The organism is Paenarthrobacter sp. GQ52, from assembly GCF_059759005.1.
This window is the reverse complement of the sequence record NZ_JCAXEJ010000003.1, coordinates 302,024-316,395: the sequence shown is the minus strand read 5'-3', so window position 1 is coordinate 316,395 and position 14,372 is coordinate 302,024. Positions and strand designations below refer to the sequence as shown.

The following is a 14,372-nucleotide window of genomic DNA, read 5'->3' as shown; positions in this document are numbered from 1 at the left end:
TTCAGGCTCGGCTTTCGGGATTTTCAGGCGATGGCTTGCCGGTGGAATGTTGTGGACCTGCGGCCCGCGGCGGGCGGACCTTCGGAATCTGCTGTGTGCGGGGCCCACGCGATTTGTCGCGCTTCTCCTTCAGCTTCTCCTTGACCTTTTCACCCGGCGATTCCGTGCCATCATTGGCGCCTTCGCTCTCGCGGAGTTCCTCCTGGGCGTCGATGATGTCTTCCAGAAGGCTTCGGAGCTCGGTCCGGACGTAGTCACGGGTGGCTACTTCGCGCAAGGCGATGCGCAGTGACGCCAGTTCCCGGGTCAGGTATTCGGTGTCGGAGAGATTGCGTTCGGCACGCTGGCGGTCCTGCTGGAGCGAGACACGGTCGCGGTCATCCTGCCGGTTTTGGGCGAGCAGCAGCAGCGGTGCCGCATAGGAAGCCTGAAGGGACAACATCAGGGTCAGCAGGGTGAAGCCCAGCTCCACGCGGTCGAACTGCCAGTCCGTGGGCGCGAAGGTGTTCCAGGCAAGCCAGAAGACACAGAACACCGTCATGTAGACGAGGAACGTCGGCGTGCCCATGAACCGGGCGAAGCCCTCCGTTGCGTTTCCGAACGCGTCCGGGTTCGGGGAGAACTTGGGCAGGATGCGTTGGCGACCGCTCAGGGGCGTGTCAAGGCTACTGCTCGAGCGTCCTGCGGACTTGGGGGATCGGGCGGCGTTGTTATCAGCCAATGCGGCCTCCAAGTTTCCTTATAGGGGCGTCGTCCTCATGGGCGCGCCAGTCATCCGGCAACAGGTGATCCAGCACGTCATCAACAGTCACCGCCCCCACAAGGCGGCCGTCGTCGTCAACGACTGGAAGCGAGTTCAGGTTGTACGTGGCCAAGGTGCGGGCCACCTCGCTGATGTGGGCTTGGTCCGAGAGCGGCTCGAGGTTCTTGTCCACGAGGTTGCCCAGCGGTTCCGGCGGTGGGAAGCGCAGCAGTTGCTGTATGTGCACCACCCCCAGGAAACGGCCTGTCGGCGTCTCCAAGGGAGGGCGGGCGATAAAAATGGATGAGGCCAGTGCAGGCGAGAGCTCCTCGCGGCGAACGTGTGCCAGGGCCTCGGCCACGGTTGCTTCCGGCGGCAGGATGACCGGAACCGGAGTCATGAGGCCACCGGCGGTGTCTTCGTCGTATTCCAGGAGACGGCGGACGTCCTCGGCTTCCTGGGGTTCCATGAGTTGAAGCAGCTCTTCCGCCTGAGCGGAAGGCAGCTCGGCCAAGAGGTCGGCGGCGTCGTCCGGATCCATTTCTTCGAGGACGTCAGCGGCTCGTTCCACATCCAGCGCTGAGAGGATCTCCACCTGGTCGTCTTCCGGGAGTTCCTGGAGGACATCGGCGAGGCGCTCGTCCTGAAGCTCACTGGCCACCTCGAAACGTCGCTTGTCGCTCATTTCCTGGAGGGCCTCAGCGAAGTCGGCAGGTTTAAGGTCTTCGTGCGTGGCAACGAACTGCGTGGCAGCCTGGGGCTCGTTATGGGCGCCGGTCTGTGCATCGGCCCAATCGATGATCAGGGTCTCGTTGCGGCGAAGCCTGCCAAAGGGGGACAGGGAGTGCCCACGGCGGACGAAGAGCTTGCTGACAAACCAGTCTTTGGACCTGTGCTGGTCCATGGCGATGTCTTCGATCGTGGCGTCGCCACTGCCATCGGCCAGCGTCACGCGGCGGTCGAACATCTCAGCGACCACCAGGGTCTCGGCGCCGCGCTGCTCGAAGCGGCGCAGGTTGACCAGGCCGGTGCAAATGATTTGCGTCTGGTCTATGGACGTGATGCGCGTCATGGGAACAAAAACCCGCTTCTTGCCCGGAACTTCAACCACGATGCCCACCACATGGGGCGCACCACGGGTGCCGCGGGAGAGCACCACGACGTCGCGCAACCGGCCCAGACGATCGCCCAGGGGGTCGAAGACGTCCAAGCCGAGCAAGCGCGCGACAAAGACGCGTGAGGGATGTGTGCTCATGTTTACAGGCTACCGAGTCTGCTCTCTTTTAGCTGAATTACAGCCGCTACACATGTCCATGAGACACAATGGGGCTATGTCAAACATTTTTGGTGCTCCCAAAGCCGTTGAGGAATCCCGCAGTGTCCCCCAAGGTGACACCGTAGGCTCGTACACCTCGTATTTGGATGCCCAGAAGGCGGTGGACTACCTCGCAGACCAGCAGTTCCCAGTACAGCTGGTGTCGATCGTGGGCAACGACCTCAAAATGGTGGAACGGGTAACAGGCCGCCTGAGCTACCCGAGGGTGGCATTGTCCGGTGCCTTGAGCGGCATGTGGTTCGGCCTCTTCGTAGGCGTCATGCTGTCCTTCTTTACTCCCGCCGGGGGACCGTTCTCCATCATCACATCTGTGCTCATGGGTGCGGCTTTCTTCATGCTGTTCGGCATCGTCACCTATGCCATGCAGCGCGGGAAGCGTGACTTCACCTCAACCAGCCAGGTAGTGGCCACCAACTACGACGTCATCGTCTCTGTAGAGGCAGCCCACGAGGCTCGCCGTTTGCTTCACCAGCTGCCGATGAACCCGGCGCAGGCAGCCGCGCCGCAGGCCAACTACAACCAGCCGAATGCGCCGTTCCAGCAGCCGGGCCAGGCTCCTGAGCGGCCTTCCACCTGGAACGACCCCTACGGCCAGCGTGGTCCTGAGGCTAATGGTCCAACGGCTCCGGAGGGACAGGGTGCAGCTGCGCCGGAGACCCAGCCGGCTCCGAATCCGGCGCCGGCAGCTGTCCGTTACCCGGACCTCCCGGACGGTCGCCCGCAGTACGGTGTCCGGGTGGCCGACAGCCAGGACCGGACACGGAACGCGCCACAGGAAGACGGAGATCACTCCAGCGCCGAGGGTTCGCCCAAGCAGTAGTCGCCTCCGCAGGCACCAGCCTCCGCAGGCACCAGCTTCCGCAAAGCAATAGCCTCCGCAATGCACCAAGGGAAGGCCACCGGATCTCCGGTGGCCTTCCCTTTGTTTGGCCCAACTGCCTGTGTCAGCCCAACGGCGTGCGCTTAGCCTTGGGCTTCCTGGTAGATGCCGGCCATCCAGGACTCGACGTCATCGGCCTTGCGCGGCAACGCTGCGCTGAGGTTCAGGGGGCCGTCTGCGGTCATGAGGATGTCGTCTTCGATGCGGACGCCGATCCCGCGGTACTCCTCGGGAATGGCGAGGTCTTCATTCTTGAAGTAGAGCCCGGGTTCGATGGTGAAAACCATGCCCTCGGTGAGGATGCCATCGAGGTAGAGCTCGCGCTTCGCCTGCGCGCAGTCGTGGACGTCCAGGCCAAGGTGGTGGCTGGTGCCGTGCGGCATCCAGCGGCGGTGCTGCTGGCCCTCCGGGCTGATGGCTTCCTCCACGGAAACAGGCAACAGACCCCACTCGGCGAGGCGTTCGGCCAGCACCGTGGTTGCAGCGGTGTGGATATCCCGGAACCTCACACCCGGCTGGGCGGCAGCAAAACCGGCATCGGCGGCGTCGAGCACGGCCTCATAGACTTTGCGCTGGACATCGGTGAACGTCCCTGTAGCAGGCAGTGTGCGGGTGATGTCCGCTGTGTAGAGGGAGTCTGCCTCCACACCGGCATCGAGGAGAAGGAGTTCGCCCGCATTGACGGTCCCGGAGTTGCGGTTCCAGTGCAGCACGGTGGCGTTATTGCCGGACGCGGCAATGGTGTCGTAACCGAGTTCGTTGCCTTCCTCACGGGCCCGGGCAAAGAAAGCGCCCTCAACTACACGTTCGCCGCGCTTGTGGGTCAGCGCGCGCGGGAGGGCCCGGACGACGTCGGCGAAGCCTTCCACGGTTGCCGCCACAGCGATCTTCATCTGCTCGATTTCCCACTCGTCCTTGATGAGGCGCAGCTCGGACAACGCTTCGCTGAGCTTCTCATCCAGGGCGTCGAGTTCGCCGAGGTCCAGGTTCTCGGGGTCTTTGGCCGTGTTGTAGCGGGCGGTGTCAACCAGCGCATCAATGTTCTCGTCCACCTTGCGGACCAGGCGAATGGAGATGCCGCCGATTTCCGGGGCGCCCACATTCTTGGTGATGGCCATCTCGAGCTCGGAGATGTGCGCGGTGGGGAGGCCGAGGCGGGCTTCGAATTCGGCCAGTGTGGGACGCGCACCGATCCAGAACTCGCCGGCGCGCGAGTCCGCGTAGAACTGCTTTGTATCCCGGCCGGCCAACGGACGGAAGTAGAGGGTGGCAGTGTGGTGACCGCCGTCGTCGCCCTTTCCTTCAGCAACAGGCTCAAGGATCAGCACGGCGTCGGGCTCGTGGTCGAGGCCCAGGCCGGTGAGGTGGGCGAAGCCGGAATACGGGCGGAAGCGGTAGTCGCAGTCGTTGGAACGGACCTTCAATGGACCGGCGGGGATGACGAGCCGTTCGCCCTTGAACAGTTCGGAGATAGTACGACGGCGGGGGGCAGCGTGGTCTGCAACGGCGTCTCGCGCGGGGGTCACCTGCGGGGCGGGCGCCCAGTTGCTGGCCATGAATGCCTTGAAGGCATCGGATGTGGGCCGTTGCGAGCGGTTGTTGACACGCTCTTGCAGTGGCTGGGAGGACGAGTTCTGGGTGTTTTCGGCATCGTTCACCGTTACATCGTCCCACCAGTTAGGTGAGGAGGCCAACGGCGCAACGCTCCAAGCATGCCCGTATCCCATAGGCTGGGAAAGTGAGGATAGACCTGCATGCGCACTCAAATGTTTCCGACGGAACCGAGACACCGGCCGGCGTGATCATCTCCGCCGTCTCGGCCGGCCTGGACGCCGTGGCGTTGACGGACCACGATTCGACGGACGGCTGGGAATCTGCTGCCGCGGCGGCCCGGGAACATGGCATTGCCTTCGTTCCCGGAATGGAGATTTCCTGCCGGACCGAGAAGGGAATCAGCGTTCACTTGCTGAGTTACCTCCACGACCCCACCCATGCGGGTTTGCTGGAGGAAATCACCAAGTCCAAGGACGCCCGACTCACCCGTGCCGAGCACATGGTCACCTTGTTGTCCGAGGATTACCCGTTGACCTGGGATGACGTCATCCACCACGTGGCTCCCGGTGCCACGGTGGGTCGCCCTCACATCGCCGATGCCTTGGTCGCGGCTGGCGTTGTCGCGGATCGAACGGAGGCCTTCACTTCCATCCTCACCTCACATTCGCGGTACTTCGTGCAGCACTATGCGCCCAACCCGGCAGTCGCCGTCGAGCTTGTCCGTGCAGCCGGCGGCGTTCCAGTCTTTGCCCATCCTGTGGCCTCGTCGAGGGGCCGCATTGTGGGGGAGCAGACATACCGGGACATGATTGATGCCGGACTGCTGGGACTTGAGGTTGAACATCGGGACAACCCGGAGGAGGGCCGCACGTTCCTGCGGGGCCTGGCAGCCGAACACGGTTTGCTCATGACAGGGTCATCTGACTATCACGGAGCGGGCAAGCCCAACCTGTTGGGCGAAAACACTACCTCGCCCGAGGTCTTGGCACGCATTGAGGAGTTGGCAACAGGGAGCACGGTCATTCGCTGATGGATCTTCAACTGCTTGCCTCCGTGATCGTCACCTTGTTCGTGATCATGGATCCCCCGGGTACCGTGCCGATTTTCATGTCACTTACGGCTCAGATGTCGGCCAAGGAGCGAAACCGGTCCGCGTTCCAGGCTCTTTTGGTGGCCACCGGTGTGATCGTTGTGTTCGCGATCTTCGGGCAGTCCATCCTGAACTACATGCACATCTCGCTGGCGGCCTTGCAGGGCGCCGGCGGTCTGCTTCTGGTGCTCATTGCGCTGCAGCTGCTGACGGGGTCCACCAGTGGCGAAGAGAATGCTGCCAAGTACAAAAACGTGGCGTTTGTGCCGCTGGGAACACCGCTGATGGCCGGGCCCGGGGCGATCGTCGCCGTCATGGTGTTCGTGCAGCAGTCCAGCCAGCTCTCGGAGTACCTGGCGGTTGGCCTTGGCATTGCCGTGGTGCTGGGCTCGCTTTACCTTGCGATGCGCTTCGCTGGCGTCGTACAGCGCGTGCTCGGTGAAAACGGAGTGGAGCTGGTGACCCGGATCGCCGGCTTGCTGCTATCAGCCATTGCCGTCCAGATGATCGCGGACGCCGTTCAGGCCTTCGTGAAGGGTGCTGCCTGATCCAGGCCAGCGACCGGCAAGGACCCGCTCCGGTGGAATCCTGCCTTGCTGCCCAGCCGTTTCCGCATGACCTCGATGGCCTGTTCGTTCTGGTCTACGCACACGAAGTTGCGGCCTAGCTTGGCTGCAACTGCGCCCAGGGTGCCTGAACCGGCGAAGAAATCAAGGCACCAATCGCCCTCGCGGCTTGATGCAGAGACAATCCTGCGAACCAGGCCTTCGGGTTTTTGAGTGGGGTAGCCGGTCTTTTCGCGGCCCGTGGGCGAGACGATGGTGTGCCACCAGACATCCGTGGGAAGCTTGCCGAGCTCGCGTTTGGCTGGAGTGACCAGGCCAGGCGCCATATACGGTTCCCGGTCCACTTCGGCGTTGTCGAAGTGATATTTGGTGGGGTTCTTGACGTACACCAGGATGTTGTCGTGCTTGGTGGGCCAGCGGTTCTTGGCGCGGGCGCCGTAATCGTAGGCCCAGATGATCTCGTTCAGGAAGCATTCCCTGCCGAAGATCGAGTCCAGCATCACCTTGGCGTAGTGGACTTCCCGGTAATCCAAATGCAGGTACAGGGTGCCGTCGTCTGCCAGCAGTCGCCAGGCCTCCACGAGCTTTGGTTCCAGGAAAGACCAGTAATCGCTGAAGGCGTCGTCGTAGCTATGGAGGGCGCCCTTGATGGTGTCGTAAGAACGGCCCTTGAAGCCGACGCGGTCGCCGTCGCCGTCCGCATTGCGGACCATACGGGTTTCCTGGCGGCGTTGGACCCTGCCCGTGTTGAAGGGCGGGTCCACGTAAATGAGTGTGAAGGCGCCGTCCGGCAGCGTAGGGAGGAATTCCGCGTTGTCCGCGTGCACCACCAAGTTGCCGCCGTCCGGCGCCCAAACAGATTCAGTCATTGAGGTTTTTAGGCCTCGGTGCTGCCGGACTGGGCAGCTGCGGTCTCTCCGGAAACCACTTCGCCGTTGCGACGACGCGTGCGGGTCCGACGCGTACGTGACGGCTTCTCCGCATTGTCCGCAGTGGCGGTGCGGGTCTCCGAGGCGCCGGCAGCCGGGGCTGCCTCACCATCAGAAGTACGACGGCGGCGCGTACGGTTACGACCACCCTCGCCCTTGGATTCGCTGGACTCGGCGTCACCGGACCTGCCGGAGCGGCCACGGCCGCCATCGCGACCACCGTCGCGCTTGCCGTCTCGTCCGCCATCCCGGCCGGAGCCGCCGGAGCGGGCGTTCTTCTTGCCCGTCTCGCCCAGGTCCTCAAGGACCTCGGCGTCGACGCCGGCGAGGACGCGCTTGTTGCGCGGCAGGCGGCCCTTGGTGCCCTCGGGGATGTCGAGATCGGAGAACAGGTGCGGCGAAGAGGAGTACGTCTCAACGGGCTCGGGAACGCTGAGTCCCAGGGCCTTGTTGATCAGGCCCCAGCGAGGCATGTCGTCCCAGTCAACAAACGTGACGGCCGTGCCCTTGTTGCCCGCGCGACCGGTACGGCCAACGCGGTGCAGGTAGATCTTTTCGTCTTCCACGCACTGGTAGTTGATGACGTGGGTGACGTCATCGACGTCGATGCCGCGGGCTGCGACGTCGGTGGCCACCAGGACGTCAACCTTGTTGTTGCGGAAAGCGCGGAGCGCCTGCTCGCGGGCGCCCTGGCCAAGGTCGCCGTGAATGGCTGCAGCTGCGAAGCCGCGGTCTACGAGTTCCTCGGCAACCTTCGCGGCGGTGCGCTTGGTCTTGGTGAAGATGATGGTGCGGCCACGTCCGCGGGCCTGCAGGATGCGGGCCACAACCTCGGTCTTGTCCATGCTGTGGGCACGGTAGATGAGCTGGCGGATGTCGCGCTTGGTGAGGCCTTCATCATTCGGGTCAGCCGCACGGATGTGGGTGGGCTGCGTCATGTAGCGGCGGGCCATCGCGATGACGGGGCCGGGCATCGTTGCCGAGAAGAGAAGCGTCTGCCGAACGGCGGGGGTGCCCGCAATCAGCGTTTCGACGTCGGGCAGGAAGCCGAGGTCCAGCATTTCATCGGCTTCGTCAAGGATGACCATCTTGACGTTCTTGAGGCTGAGGTGCTTCTGCTTGTAGAGATCGATCAGCCGGCCGGGCGTGCCCACTACGATTTCGACGCCCTTCTGCAGGGCATCAACCTGCGGCTCGTACGCACGGCCGCCGTAGATGGTGGCGATGCGGGCGTTGCGCTTGCGTGACGCGGTCTGGAGATCGTTGGCAACCTGCACCGCGAGTTCACGCGTGGGGACGATCACCAAGGCCTGGGGTGCGCCCGGGACAGCAAGCTTTTCGTAACCGGCGTCGTCGCGGCCGGCTACGCGCTGGAGGGCGGGAATGCCGAACCCAAGCGTCTTTCCCGTTCCCGTCTTGGCCTGGCCGATGATGTCGTGGCCGCTCAAGGCGACCGGCAGGGTCATGGCCTGGATGGGGAAGGGGTGCGTGATGCCAGCGTCGGCCAAGGACTCAACGATGTCGGCGCGCACGTTAAAATCAGCGAACGACTTCTCTTCGATCTCGTGGGGCGTCTCATCCGAGATGATCGTTTCCTCGGGTTCGATTGATTCGGTTCCGGTGGAGTCCGTCAGGACTTCGTGGGTATGCAATTCACTCACAGGGAGTTTCCTTATTCATTTGGGCATTGGCGCTGCATGCTCAACGGCGGCGGCGGAGCCGTACCGGAGCACGAACGGGCGCGCAAGCAAGTCCAGTGGAAGCCGATCGCGGGCTATCTAAGTACTGGCACTGGTGACCAGTTGGTACATCTCAAGATCGCGTAGGGGCGGGCTTGTTGAGTTCAAAAATTAACTGAATCAACGACCGGGCATCCATTACTACAAGCCCAGTCTATCCTCTGGGGGCCGGAAAGCCCGGATTGCCGGATGAACGGCTTCAGGGCAGCAACTGAAACCGGATCTCCCGGCTGGCGATATCAGCCTTCAGCAGGCGCACCCGAACCTTGGTTCCGGACTCCATTTCTCCGTCGCACCGGGCCGTGACAGCGGGGTCCGCGATTTGCACGACGCCAAAGGGCCCGTTGCCGTTTCCATTGCCGTTGCCGTTTCCACGGGCGGCTCCGTTGGAGGGTTTGGACCCGGAAATGACAACAGCCTCGAATTCCTGGCCGATGTGGTTGGCAACGAGCGCCGCTTCTACTGTGTCCAATGCCGCCCGTTCGAGGCGTCCGGCCAACTGATCCGAGGATGCCATGATCTCGGGTAACGACGGGAGGGCTTCACGCGCCCATGCCGGAATGTCCTGGTTATTGCTGAGGGCTTCGCAGATCACCAGGACAAAGCGATCAATGAGGCGCCGCAAGGGTGCTGTGGTGTGGGCATAGGGAGCCCCGATAGCTGCTTGGATCACATTGGCCGGAACATCACCGTCAAAGGGCGTGTAGCCTGCACCGCGGAACAACGTTCCGGCCGAATGCAGGATCGCAAGCTGTTTGGGATCGGATGCATCCAGGGTCCGCAGGTATTCGCCGTAGCTGACCTCTCCGTCCCAGGGTTTGCCGAGGGCAGTGGTCTGCCGCTTGAAATGGAGCAGTGACCGATCATCAGGTGCGGGCATGGTGCGCAGGATGCCCACTTTTCCATCGAGCATCATCTGCGCGGCGGCCATGCCGGTCATGAGGGAGATCTGCGCGTTCCAATCCTCAACCGGCAGGGACGGTGCTGCCGCGATTCTGTACCCGCCGCCGTCAGTCGCCTGGACTATCTCCTGTTCCGGCATGTTGAGGCTTGCGCCGCCGCGTTGACGTTCCAGTTCAACGCGCTTCAGGCCCACTTCTTTGAGTAGCTGGAGAACCGGCGGGGCAGTACCGTCGTCGATCTGCTGTTGTGTGCCCTTGTAGCTCAGCTTTGCCCTGCTGCGCACAGTCGCACGGGCAACGGTGACGGCCAAAATTTCAGCTTTCCCGTCCAGGTCGAAATCCCAAACGAACGCGCTGCAATCCTGGTCGGCCAGCAGGCTTCCCGCGTTCTCACTGATGACCTCCGGATGCAGCGGGATCCGCCCGTCAGGGGCGTAGAACGTCTGCCCGCGTTGACGCGTTTCGGTATCCAGCGCGCCGCCGGGAGCCACGAAGGAAGGCACATCGGCGATGGCATAGAGGACCTTGTACCCATCACCGGCCCTTTCAATGAACAGAGCCTGGTCCAGGTCGGTGGACGTCGCGGGGTCGATGGTCACAAAAGGGATATCCCGCAGGTCCTGGGCCGGCAGCTCAAGGGCCTCCACCGCTTCCCGTGCCTCCTCCACAGCTTCTGCCGGGTATTCGCCGGGGAGTTCCAGCTCCGTCCTTAGGGCGGCGAGGGCCGAGGCGAGCTGGTCCGACGAGTCGTCGACGTTGGGCGCAATCCGATGATGTGACACGAAAATCAGGTTAGCCCGAAATGGGCCGATAGTCTTGGATCATGGGCACTTCCCCGGACGCCGCAGCCTATGCCGGGCAACTCTCAGCGGAGTTGCTTGGAGCCATGGCGTATGGCGAACTGTCCGCCTTCGGGCGGCTCTCCCTGGATTCCCGCTATGCACCCACGCTTCACGACAGGTCAGTGCTCGCGAAGATCGCAGTGGGGGCCTACGGAAACTTCGCCCTCCTCAACGACCGCCTGTCGGAGATGGGTCTGGATCCCGAACGTGCCATGCTGCCGTTTCAGCGCTCCTTCGATCACTTCCACGAGCGCACCAAGCCGGGGGACTGGTTCGAATCCGTGATGAAGGCCTATGTCATCGATACTGTGTCATCGGATTTCTATAGGGCTGTCTCGATGTTCCTCGACCCGACAACGCAGCATTTCGTTGAGCGCGTTGCTTCACCCGATCAGGCCACGGAAGTCCTTCGCGTCCTGCTCAGGCGGGCCTTGGCAGATGACCCGCGCCTCGCTTCGCGATTGGCGCTGTGGGGCCGCCGCTTGGTGGGGGAAGCGCTGACGCAGGCGCAACGCGTGGGCATGGAACACCCCCTGCTGGGGCCGATGCTGAAAAGCGGCGGGGACACGCGTGCCGCGGCGAAAAGGCTGACGACGGAGCTCGCCGAAAAGCACGCCCGCCGGATGACTGGCCTCGGCCTGACCGCCTAGCCCGCGGATCGCGCGGAACCTCCGGCTTCCCTAGACGGAATCCAAGGCTTCCAGCAGCGACTTGGCCGCCGCCGTCGGGTCCGGTGCCGCTGTGATGGCGCGGACCACCACGATCCGGCCGGCGCCCGCTTTCACAACCTGTTCAACGTTGCTGAGATCGATGCCACCAATGGCGAACCAAGGGAGGGTCACACCGTCGCCCGAGCGCTTGACCGCTTCTGCGGCATATGTGACCAGGTCCAAACCGACAGCAGCGCGACCGGGTTTGGTGGGTGTTGCCCAGACCGGACCCACGCAGAAATAGTCCAGTCCCAGGGGCCCTTGGGAGGTGGCCACAGCGGCATCGATTTGTTCGGTTGTGTGGGTGGAGAGGCCTATGCCGGTGGCGTTCGGCAGGAGGGTCCGGGCTGCAGTCAGGGGCAGGTCCTTTTGCCCGATGTGGAAGACGGGAGCCCCGGAAATGCTGGCAACATCGGCCCGGTCGTTGACCGCCCAAAGCCGTCCGTGCCGTTGTGCGACGCTCCGCAGGACGGTCAACATCTCCAGTTCCTCGGCAGCTTCCAGCGTCTTGTCGCGGAGTTGGATGATGTCCACACCGCCTTCGAAAGCGGCGTCCACAAAGTCCTCAAAATCGCCCTGCTCCTTACGGGCATCGGTGCACAGGTAAAGGCGGGCGGAGGCAAGAGCGTCAGGCTGAGTCATGGGAACCAGAGTAGTTCCTCTAAACTGGGCTCGTACTGCGGGAGCCGCGACATTCGTCATATGACTGTCCGGCTGAGAGGGCTTCAGCGCCGACCGCTTGACCTGATCCGGCTAGTACCGGCGTAGGGAAGGAAACGAATGGCAGATTCCCGCCATACCCGCCTCCAGGCAGACGTTGCCGTCATTGGTGGCGGCGTCATCGGCCTCGGCATCGCTCACGAAGCCCGGCGATTGGGCCGTTCAGTTGCGCTGATCGACCCCGCTCCCGCTTCCGGCGCGTCCTTCGCAGCGGCAGGCATGCTTGCACCCGTCAGCGAACTCCATTACCAGGAAGAAGACCTTCTTGAGTTAATGCTTGAGTCTTCCCAGCTCTGGCCCTCCTTCGTGGACGGCCTGCATAAAGGCGCGGAGGACAACGGATATCGCACGACGCCGACCCTCGCCGTGGGTGCCGACGCAGCCGACCGCCGGGCGCTCGCAGACTTAAGGTCGGTCCAGCTTGCGGCTGGCCTGGAAGTCGAACCTATCGCTCTGCGGGACGCGAGGCAGCGTGAGCCGCTCCTCAGCCCGCAGATCTCCTGTGCTTTCGATATACCTGCCGACCACCAAGTCGATCCAAGGAAACTCGCGGCATGCCTCCTGGCAGGACTGGCAGCCCATTCGCCCAATGACAGTTCCTGGGTGTCGGGAGCCGATGACGGATTCGCCATTGCTTCCAGGGCGCGCGGTTTGCTGTGGGAAGGCGGGCGTGTCACAGGCGTGGCACTGGACTCAGGAGTCACCGTTCACGCCGGAGAAACGGTGGTGGCCAACGGGCTCGGGGCGTCCCAACTCTCCGGTCTCCCTGAGGGCCTCACGCTTCCCGTAAGGCCGGTCTACGGGGACATCCTCCGGCTTCGCGTCCCCGATCACTTGCGGCCCTTGGTCACATCAACGATTCGCGGGATGGTTCGCGGGGTACCGGTTTACATCGTGCCCCGGGACGACGGAACTGTGGTGATTGGAGCCACGCAACGCGAAGACGGGTTGTCAGCCTCTTCCAACGCGGTCTCGGCGGGTGGCGTTTACCAATTGCTGAGGGACGCCCAAGTATTGGTCCCCGCAGTGGCTGAACTGGAACTCCTTGAAGCAACCGCCCGCGCCCGGCCCGGAACTCCGGACAACGCTCCACTGCTCGGACGGGTCGGTGTTTCCAACGGTGACATCGACGGCCTGGTGGTTGCCACAGGATTCTTCCGCCACGGAGTCCTCCTGACTCCGGTGGCCGCCAAGATCGTGGGGGAACTCCTCAAAGGCTCCACGGACTCCCGGTGGGCCCCCTTCCTGCCCCATCGTTTCGCGGGCAACGCCCCTGTTGCCCGAGCACTTACACCAGCAGCCCGAACCACCACCAAGGAAACAGCATGAACATCAAAGTGAACGGAACCGACCACGCAGTCTCTGACGACGCATCCGTCAGTACCCTCGTCACCGCCGTCACCGGTCGCGCCTTGGACCCTCGCGGACAAGCGGCCGACGGCGGCAAGCTGGGAGTCGCTGTCGCACGCAATTCCGAGGTCGTGCCGCGCAGCCAATGGGCCGTGACAGCGCTCTCCGACGGAGACGAACTTGAACTCGTAACAGCAGTCCAGGGAGGCTAATCATGACAACAGCAAACGTTGACGTTCGCACCGACGCACTGGTGATCGACGGCGTCGAATTCGGTTCCCGCCTCATCATGGGTACCGGAGGCGCGCCGAGCCTCGATGGCTTGGGAGCAGCGCTCCTCGCTTCGGGGACCGAGCTCACCACGGTGGCGATGCGTCGCTATTCACCCGCCGAAACGGGCTCGCTGTTCCAGCTGCTGGTGGACCATGACATCCGCGTGCTACCCAATACTGCTGGTTGTTTCACGGCCAAGGACGCCGTGATGACTGCTGAACTGGCCCGGGAAGCACTTGAGACCGATTGGGTGAAGCTGGAAGTCATCGCGGACGAACACACGCTCCTTCCAGACGCCGTCGAACTGGTGGATGCAACGGAGCAGCTGGTGAACCGAGGCTTCAAGGTATTCGCTTACACCAATGACGATCCCGTACTCGCGCTCAGGCTCGAGAACCTGGGTGCAACAGCCGTGATGCCCTTGGGATCGCCCATCGGGACGGGCCTTGGCATCCTGAACCCCCACAACATTGAGCTCATCGTGTCCCGGGCCTCCGTACCCGTGGTCCTGGATGCCGGGATCGGGACGGCCTCCGATGCTGCCCTTGCCATGGAACTGGGCTGCGACGCCGTCCTGCTTGCCACCGCCGTAACGCGGGCGCAGAACCCGGTGCAGATGGGCGAGGCCTTCAAACACGCTGTGATCGCCGGTAGGCTGGCCAAGCAGGCGGGCCGGATCCCGCGGCGGGAGCACGCGCTCGCATCCTCGGCGATGGAGGGCCGGGCAGAGTTCCTCTGA

General features: G+C 63.4%; 14 protein-coding genes and 1 riboswitch. Of the genes, 7 read left to right on the top strand and 7 right to left on the bottom strand.

Features of this window, described 5'->3' with window-relative positions; all coding sequences use genetic code 11:
- Position 1: 1 nt before the first annotated feature.
- Positions 2-733 (bottom strand): DUF1003 domain-containing protein, encoded by a 732-nt coding sequence (locus AC6CH8_RS06920; protein WP_498189538.1) that lies wholly within the window; start codon positions 731-733, stop codon positions 2-4.
- On the bottom strand, positions 714-1,997 hold the full coding sequence (locus AC6CH8_RS06915) for a magnesium transporter MgtE N-terminal domain-containing protein (RefSeq protein ID WP_011775428.1): 1,284 nt from the start codon (positions 1,995-1,997) through the stop codon (positions 714-716). Before AC6CH8_RS06915 ends, AC6CH8_RS06920 begins: the two co-directional genes overlap by 20 nt.
- A 76-nt stretch (positions 1,998-2,073) precedes the next feature.
- Here AC6CH8_RS06915 and AC6CH8_RS06910 point away from each other — a divergent pair, with 76 nt between their 5' ends.
- Positions 2,074-2,898 carry a YflT domain-containing protein gene (locus tag AC6CH8_RS06910; protein WP_498189536.1) on the top strand — a complete coding sequence of 275 codons (825 nt, stop codon included), beginning with the start codon at positions 2,074-2,076 and terminating at the stop codon, positions 2,896-2,898.
- Between the two features lie 143 nt (positions 2,899-3,041).
- On the opposite strand, the gene AC6CH8_RS06905 is transcribed toward AC6CH8_RS06910, so the two are convergent.
- On the bottom strand, positions 3,042-4,616 hold the full coding sequence (locus AC6CH8_RS06905) for an aminopeptidase P family protein (RefSeq protein ID WP_498189534.1): 1,575 nt from the start codon (positions 4,614-4,616) through the stop codon (positions 3,042-3,044).
- Positions 4,617-4,696: 80 nt separating this feature from the next.
- Between AC6CH8_RS06905 and AC6CH8_RS06900 the strand changes: the two genes are divergently transcribed.
- Both AC6CH8_RS06900 and AC6CH8_RS06895 read left to right on the top strand, forming a co-directional pair.
- A complete protein-coding gene (locus AC6CH8_RS06900; protein ID WP_498189533.1) occupies positions 4,697-5,542 on the top strand; it encodes a PHP domain-containing protein in 846 nt (281 codons plus the stop codon).
- Positions 5,542-6,150: a MarC family protein gene (locus tag AC6CH8_RS06895; RefSeq protein WP_498189531.1), complete on the top strand. Its 609-nt coding sequence runs from the start codon at positions 5,542-5,544 to the stop codon at positions 6,148-6,150. The genes AC6CH8_RS06900 and AC6CH8_RS06895 overlap by 1 nt, the downstream gene beginning before the upstream one ends.
- Here AC6CH8_RS06895 and AC6CH8_RS06890 read toward each other — a convergent pair.
- The 3 genes from AC6CH8_RS06890 to AC6CH8_RS06880 all read right to left on the bottom strand — a co-directional run bounded on the left by AC6CH8_RS06890 (position 6,123) and on the right by AC6CH8_RS06880 (position 10,520).
- Positions 6,123-7,037 (bottom strand): DNA-methyltransferase, encoded by a 915-nt coding sequence (locus AC6CH8_RS06890; RefSeq protein WP_091468729.1) that lies wholly within the window; start codon positions 7,035-7,037, stop codon positions 6,123-6,125. The genes AC6CH8_RS06895 and AC6CH8_RS06890 overlap by 28 nt on opposite strands.
- An 8-nt stretch (positions 7,038-7,045) precedes the next feature.
- Positions 7,046-8,758 (bottom strand): DEAD/DEAH box helicase, encoded by a 1,713-nt coding sequence (locus AC6CH8_RS06885; protein ID WP_420178509.1) that lies wholly within the window; start codon positions 8,756-8,758, stop codon positions 7,046-7,048.
- 277 nt (positions 8,759-9,035) lie between these two features.
- Entirely contained in the window at positions 9,036-10,520 is a 1,485-nt protein-coding gene (locus AC6CH8_RS06880; protein WP_498189528.1) for an RNB domain-containing ribonuclease, read from the bottom strand.
- Positions 10,521-10,561: 41 nt separating this feature from the next.
- Here AC6CH8_RS06880 and AC6CH8_RS06875 point away from each other — a divergent pair, with 41 nt between their 5' ends.
- Positions 10,562-11,230 carry a ferritin-like fold-containing protein gene (locus tag AC6CH8_RS06875; protein WP_498189526.1) on the top strand — a complete coding sequence of 223 codons (669 nt, stop codon included), beginning with the start codon at positions 10,562-10,564 and terminating at the stop codon, positions 11,228-11,230.
- Positions 11,231-11,260: 30 nt separating this feature from the next.
- Here the strand turns inward: AC6CH8_RS06875 and thiE are convergent, their stop codons facing one another.
- Positions 11,261-11,932: a thiamine phosphate synthase gene (gene thiE, locus AC6CH8_RS06870; protein WP_498189524.1), complete on the bottom strand. Its 672-nt coding sequence runs from the start codon at positions 11,930-11,932 to the stop codon at positions 11,261-11,263.
- Between the two features lie 27 nt (positions 11,933-11,959).
- Positions 11,960-12,078, top strand: a riboswitch (TPP riboswitch).
- Here thiE and thiO point away from each other — a divergent pair.
- The 3 genes from thiO to AC6CH8_RS06855 all read left to right on the top strand — a co-directional run bounded on the left by thiO (position 12,071) and on the right by AC6CH8_RS06855 (position 14,372).
- Positions 12,071-13,339 carry a glycine oxidase ThiO gene (gene thiO, locus AC6CH8_RS06865; protein ID WP_498189522.1) on the top strand — a complete coding sequence of 423 codons (1,269 nt, stop codon included), beginning with the start codon at positions 12,071-12,073 and terminating at the stop codon, positions 13,337-13,339. Its footprint overlaps the riboswitch before it by 8 nt.
- A complete protein-coding gene (thiS, locus tag AC6CH8_RS06860; protein WP_054809343.1) occupies positions 13,336-13,572 on the top strand; it encodes a sulfur carrier protein ThiS in 237 nt (78 codons plus the stop codon). The genes thiO and thiS overlap by 4 nt, the downstream gene beginning before the upstream one ends.
- 2 nt (positions 13,573-13,574) lie before the next feature.
- Positions 13,575-14,372 carry a thiazole synthase gene (locus tag AC6CH8_RS06855; protein ID WP_091468716.1) on the top strand — a complete coding sequence of 266 codons (798 nt, stop codon included), beginning with the start codon at positions 13,575-13,577 and terminating at the stop codon, positions 14,370-14,372.

Bases quoted from the DNA above. Each gene is read 5' to 3' on its own strand.
- AC6CH8_RS06915 (WP_011775428.1), bottom strand. From the start codon at position 1,997: ATGAGCACACATCCCTCACGCGTCTTTGTCGCGCGCTTGCTCGGCTTG.
- AC6CH8_RS06910 (WP_498189536.1), top strand. From the start codon at position 2,074: ATGTCAAACATTTTTGGTGCTCCCAAAGCCGTTGAGGAATCCCGCAGT.
- AC6CH8_RS06895 (WP_498189531.1), top strand. From the start codon at position 5,542: ATGGATCTTCAACTGCTTGCCTCCGTGATCGTCACCTTGTTCGTGATC.
- AC6CH8_RS06890 (WP_091468729.1), bottom strand. From the start codon at position 7,037: ATGACTGAATCTGTTTGGGCGCCGGACGGCGGCAACTTGGTGGTGCAC.
- AC6CH8_RS06875 (WP_498189526.1), top strand. From the start codon at position 10,562: ATGGGCACTTCCCCGGACGCCGCAGCCTATGCCGGGCAACTCTCAGCG.
- thiE (WP_498189524.1), bottom strand. From the start codon at position 11,932: ATGACTCAGCCTGACGCTCTTGCCTCCGCCCGCCTTTACCTGTGCACC.
- thiO (WP_498189522.1), top strand. From the start codon at position 12,071: ATGGCAGATTCCCGCCATACCCGCCTCCAGGCAGACGTTGCCGTCATT.
- thiS (WP_054809343.1), top strand. From the start codon at position 13,336: ATGAACATCAAAGTGAACGGAACCGACCACGCAGTCTCTGACGACGCA.
- AC6CH8_RS06855 (WP_091468716.1), top strand. From the start codon at position 13,575: ATGACAACAGCAAACGTTGACGTTCGCACCGACGCACTGGTGATCGAC.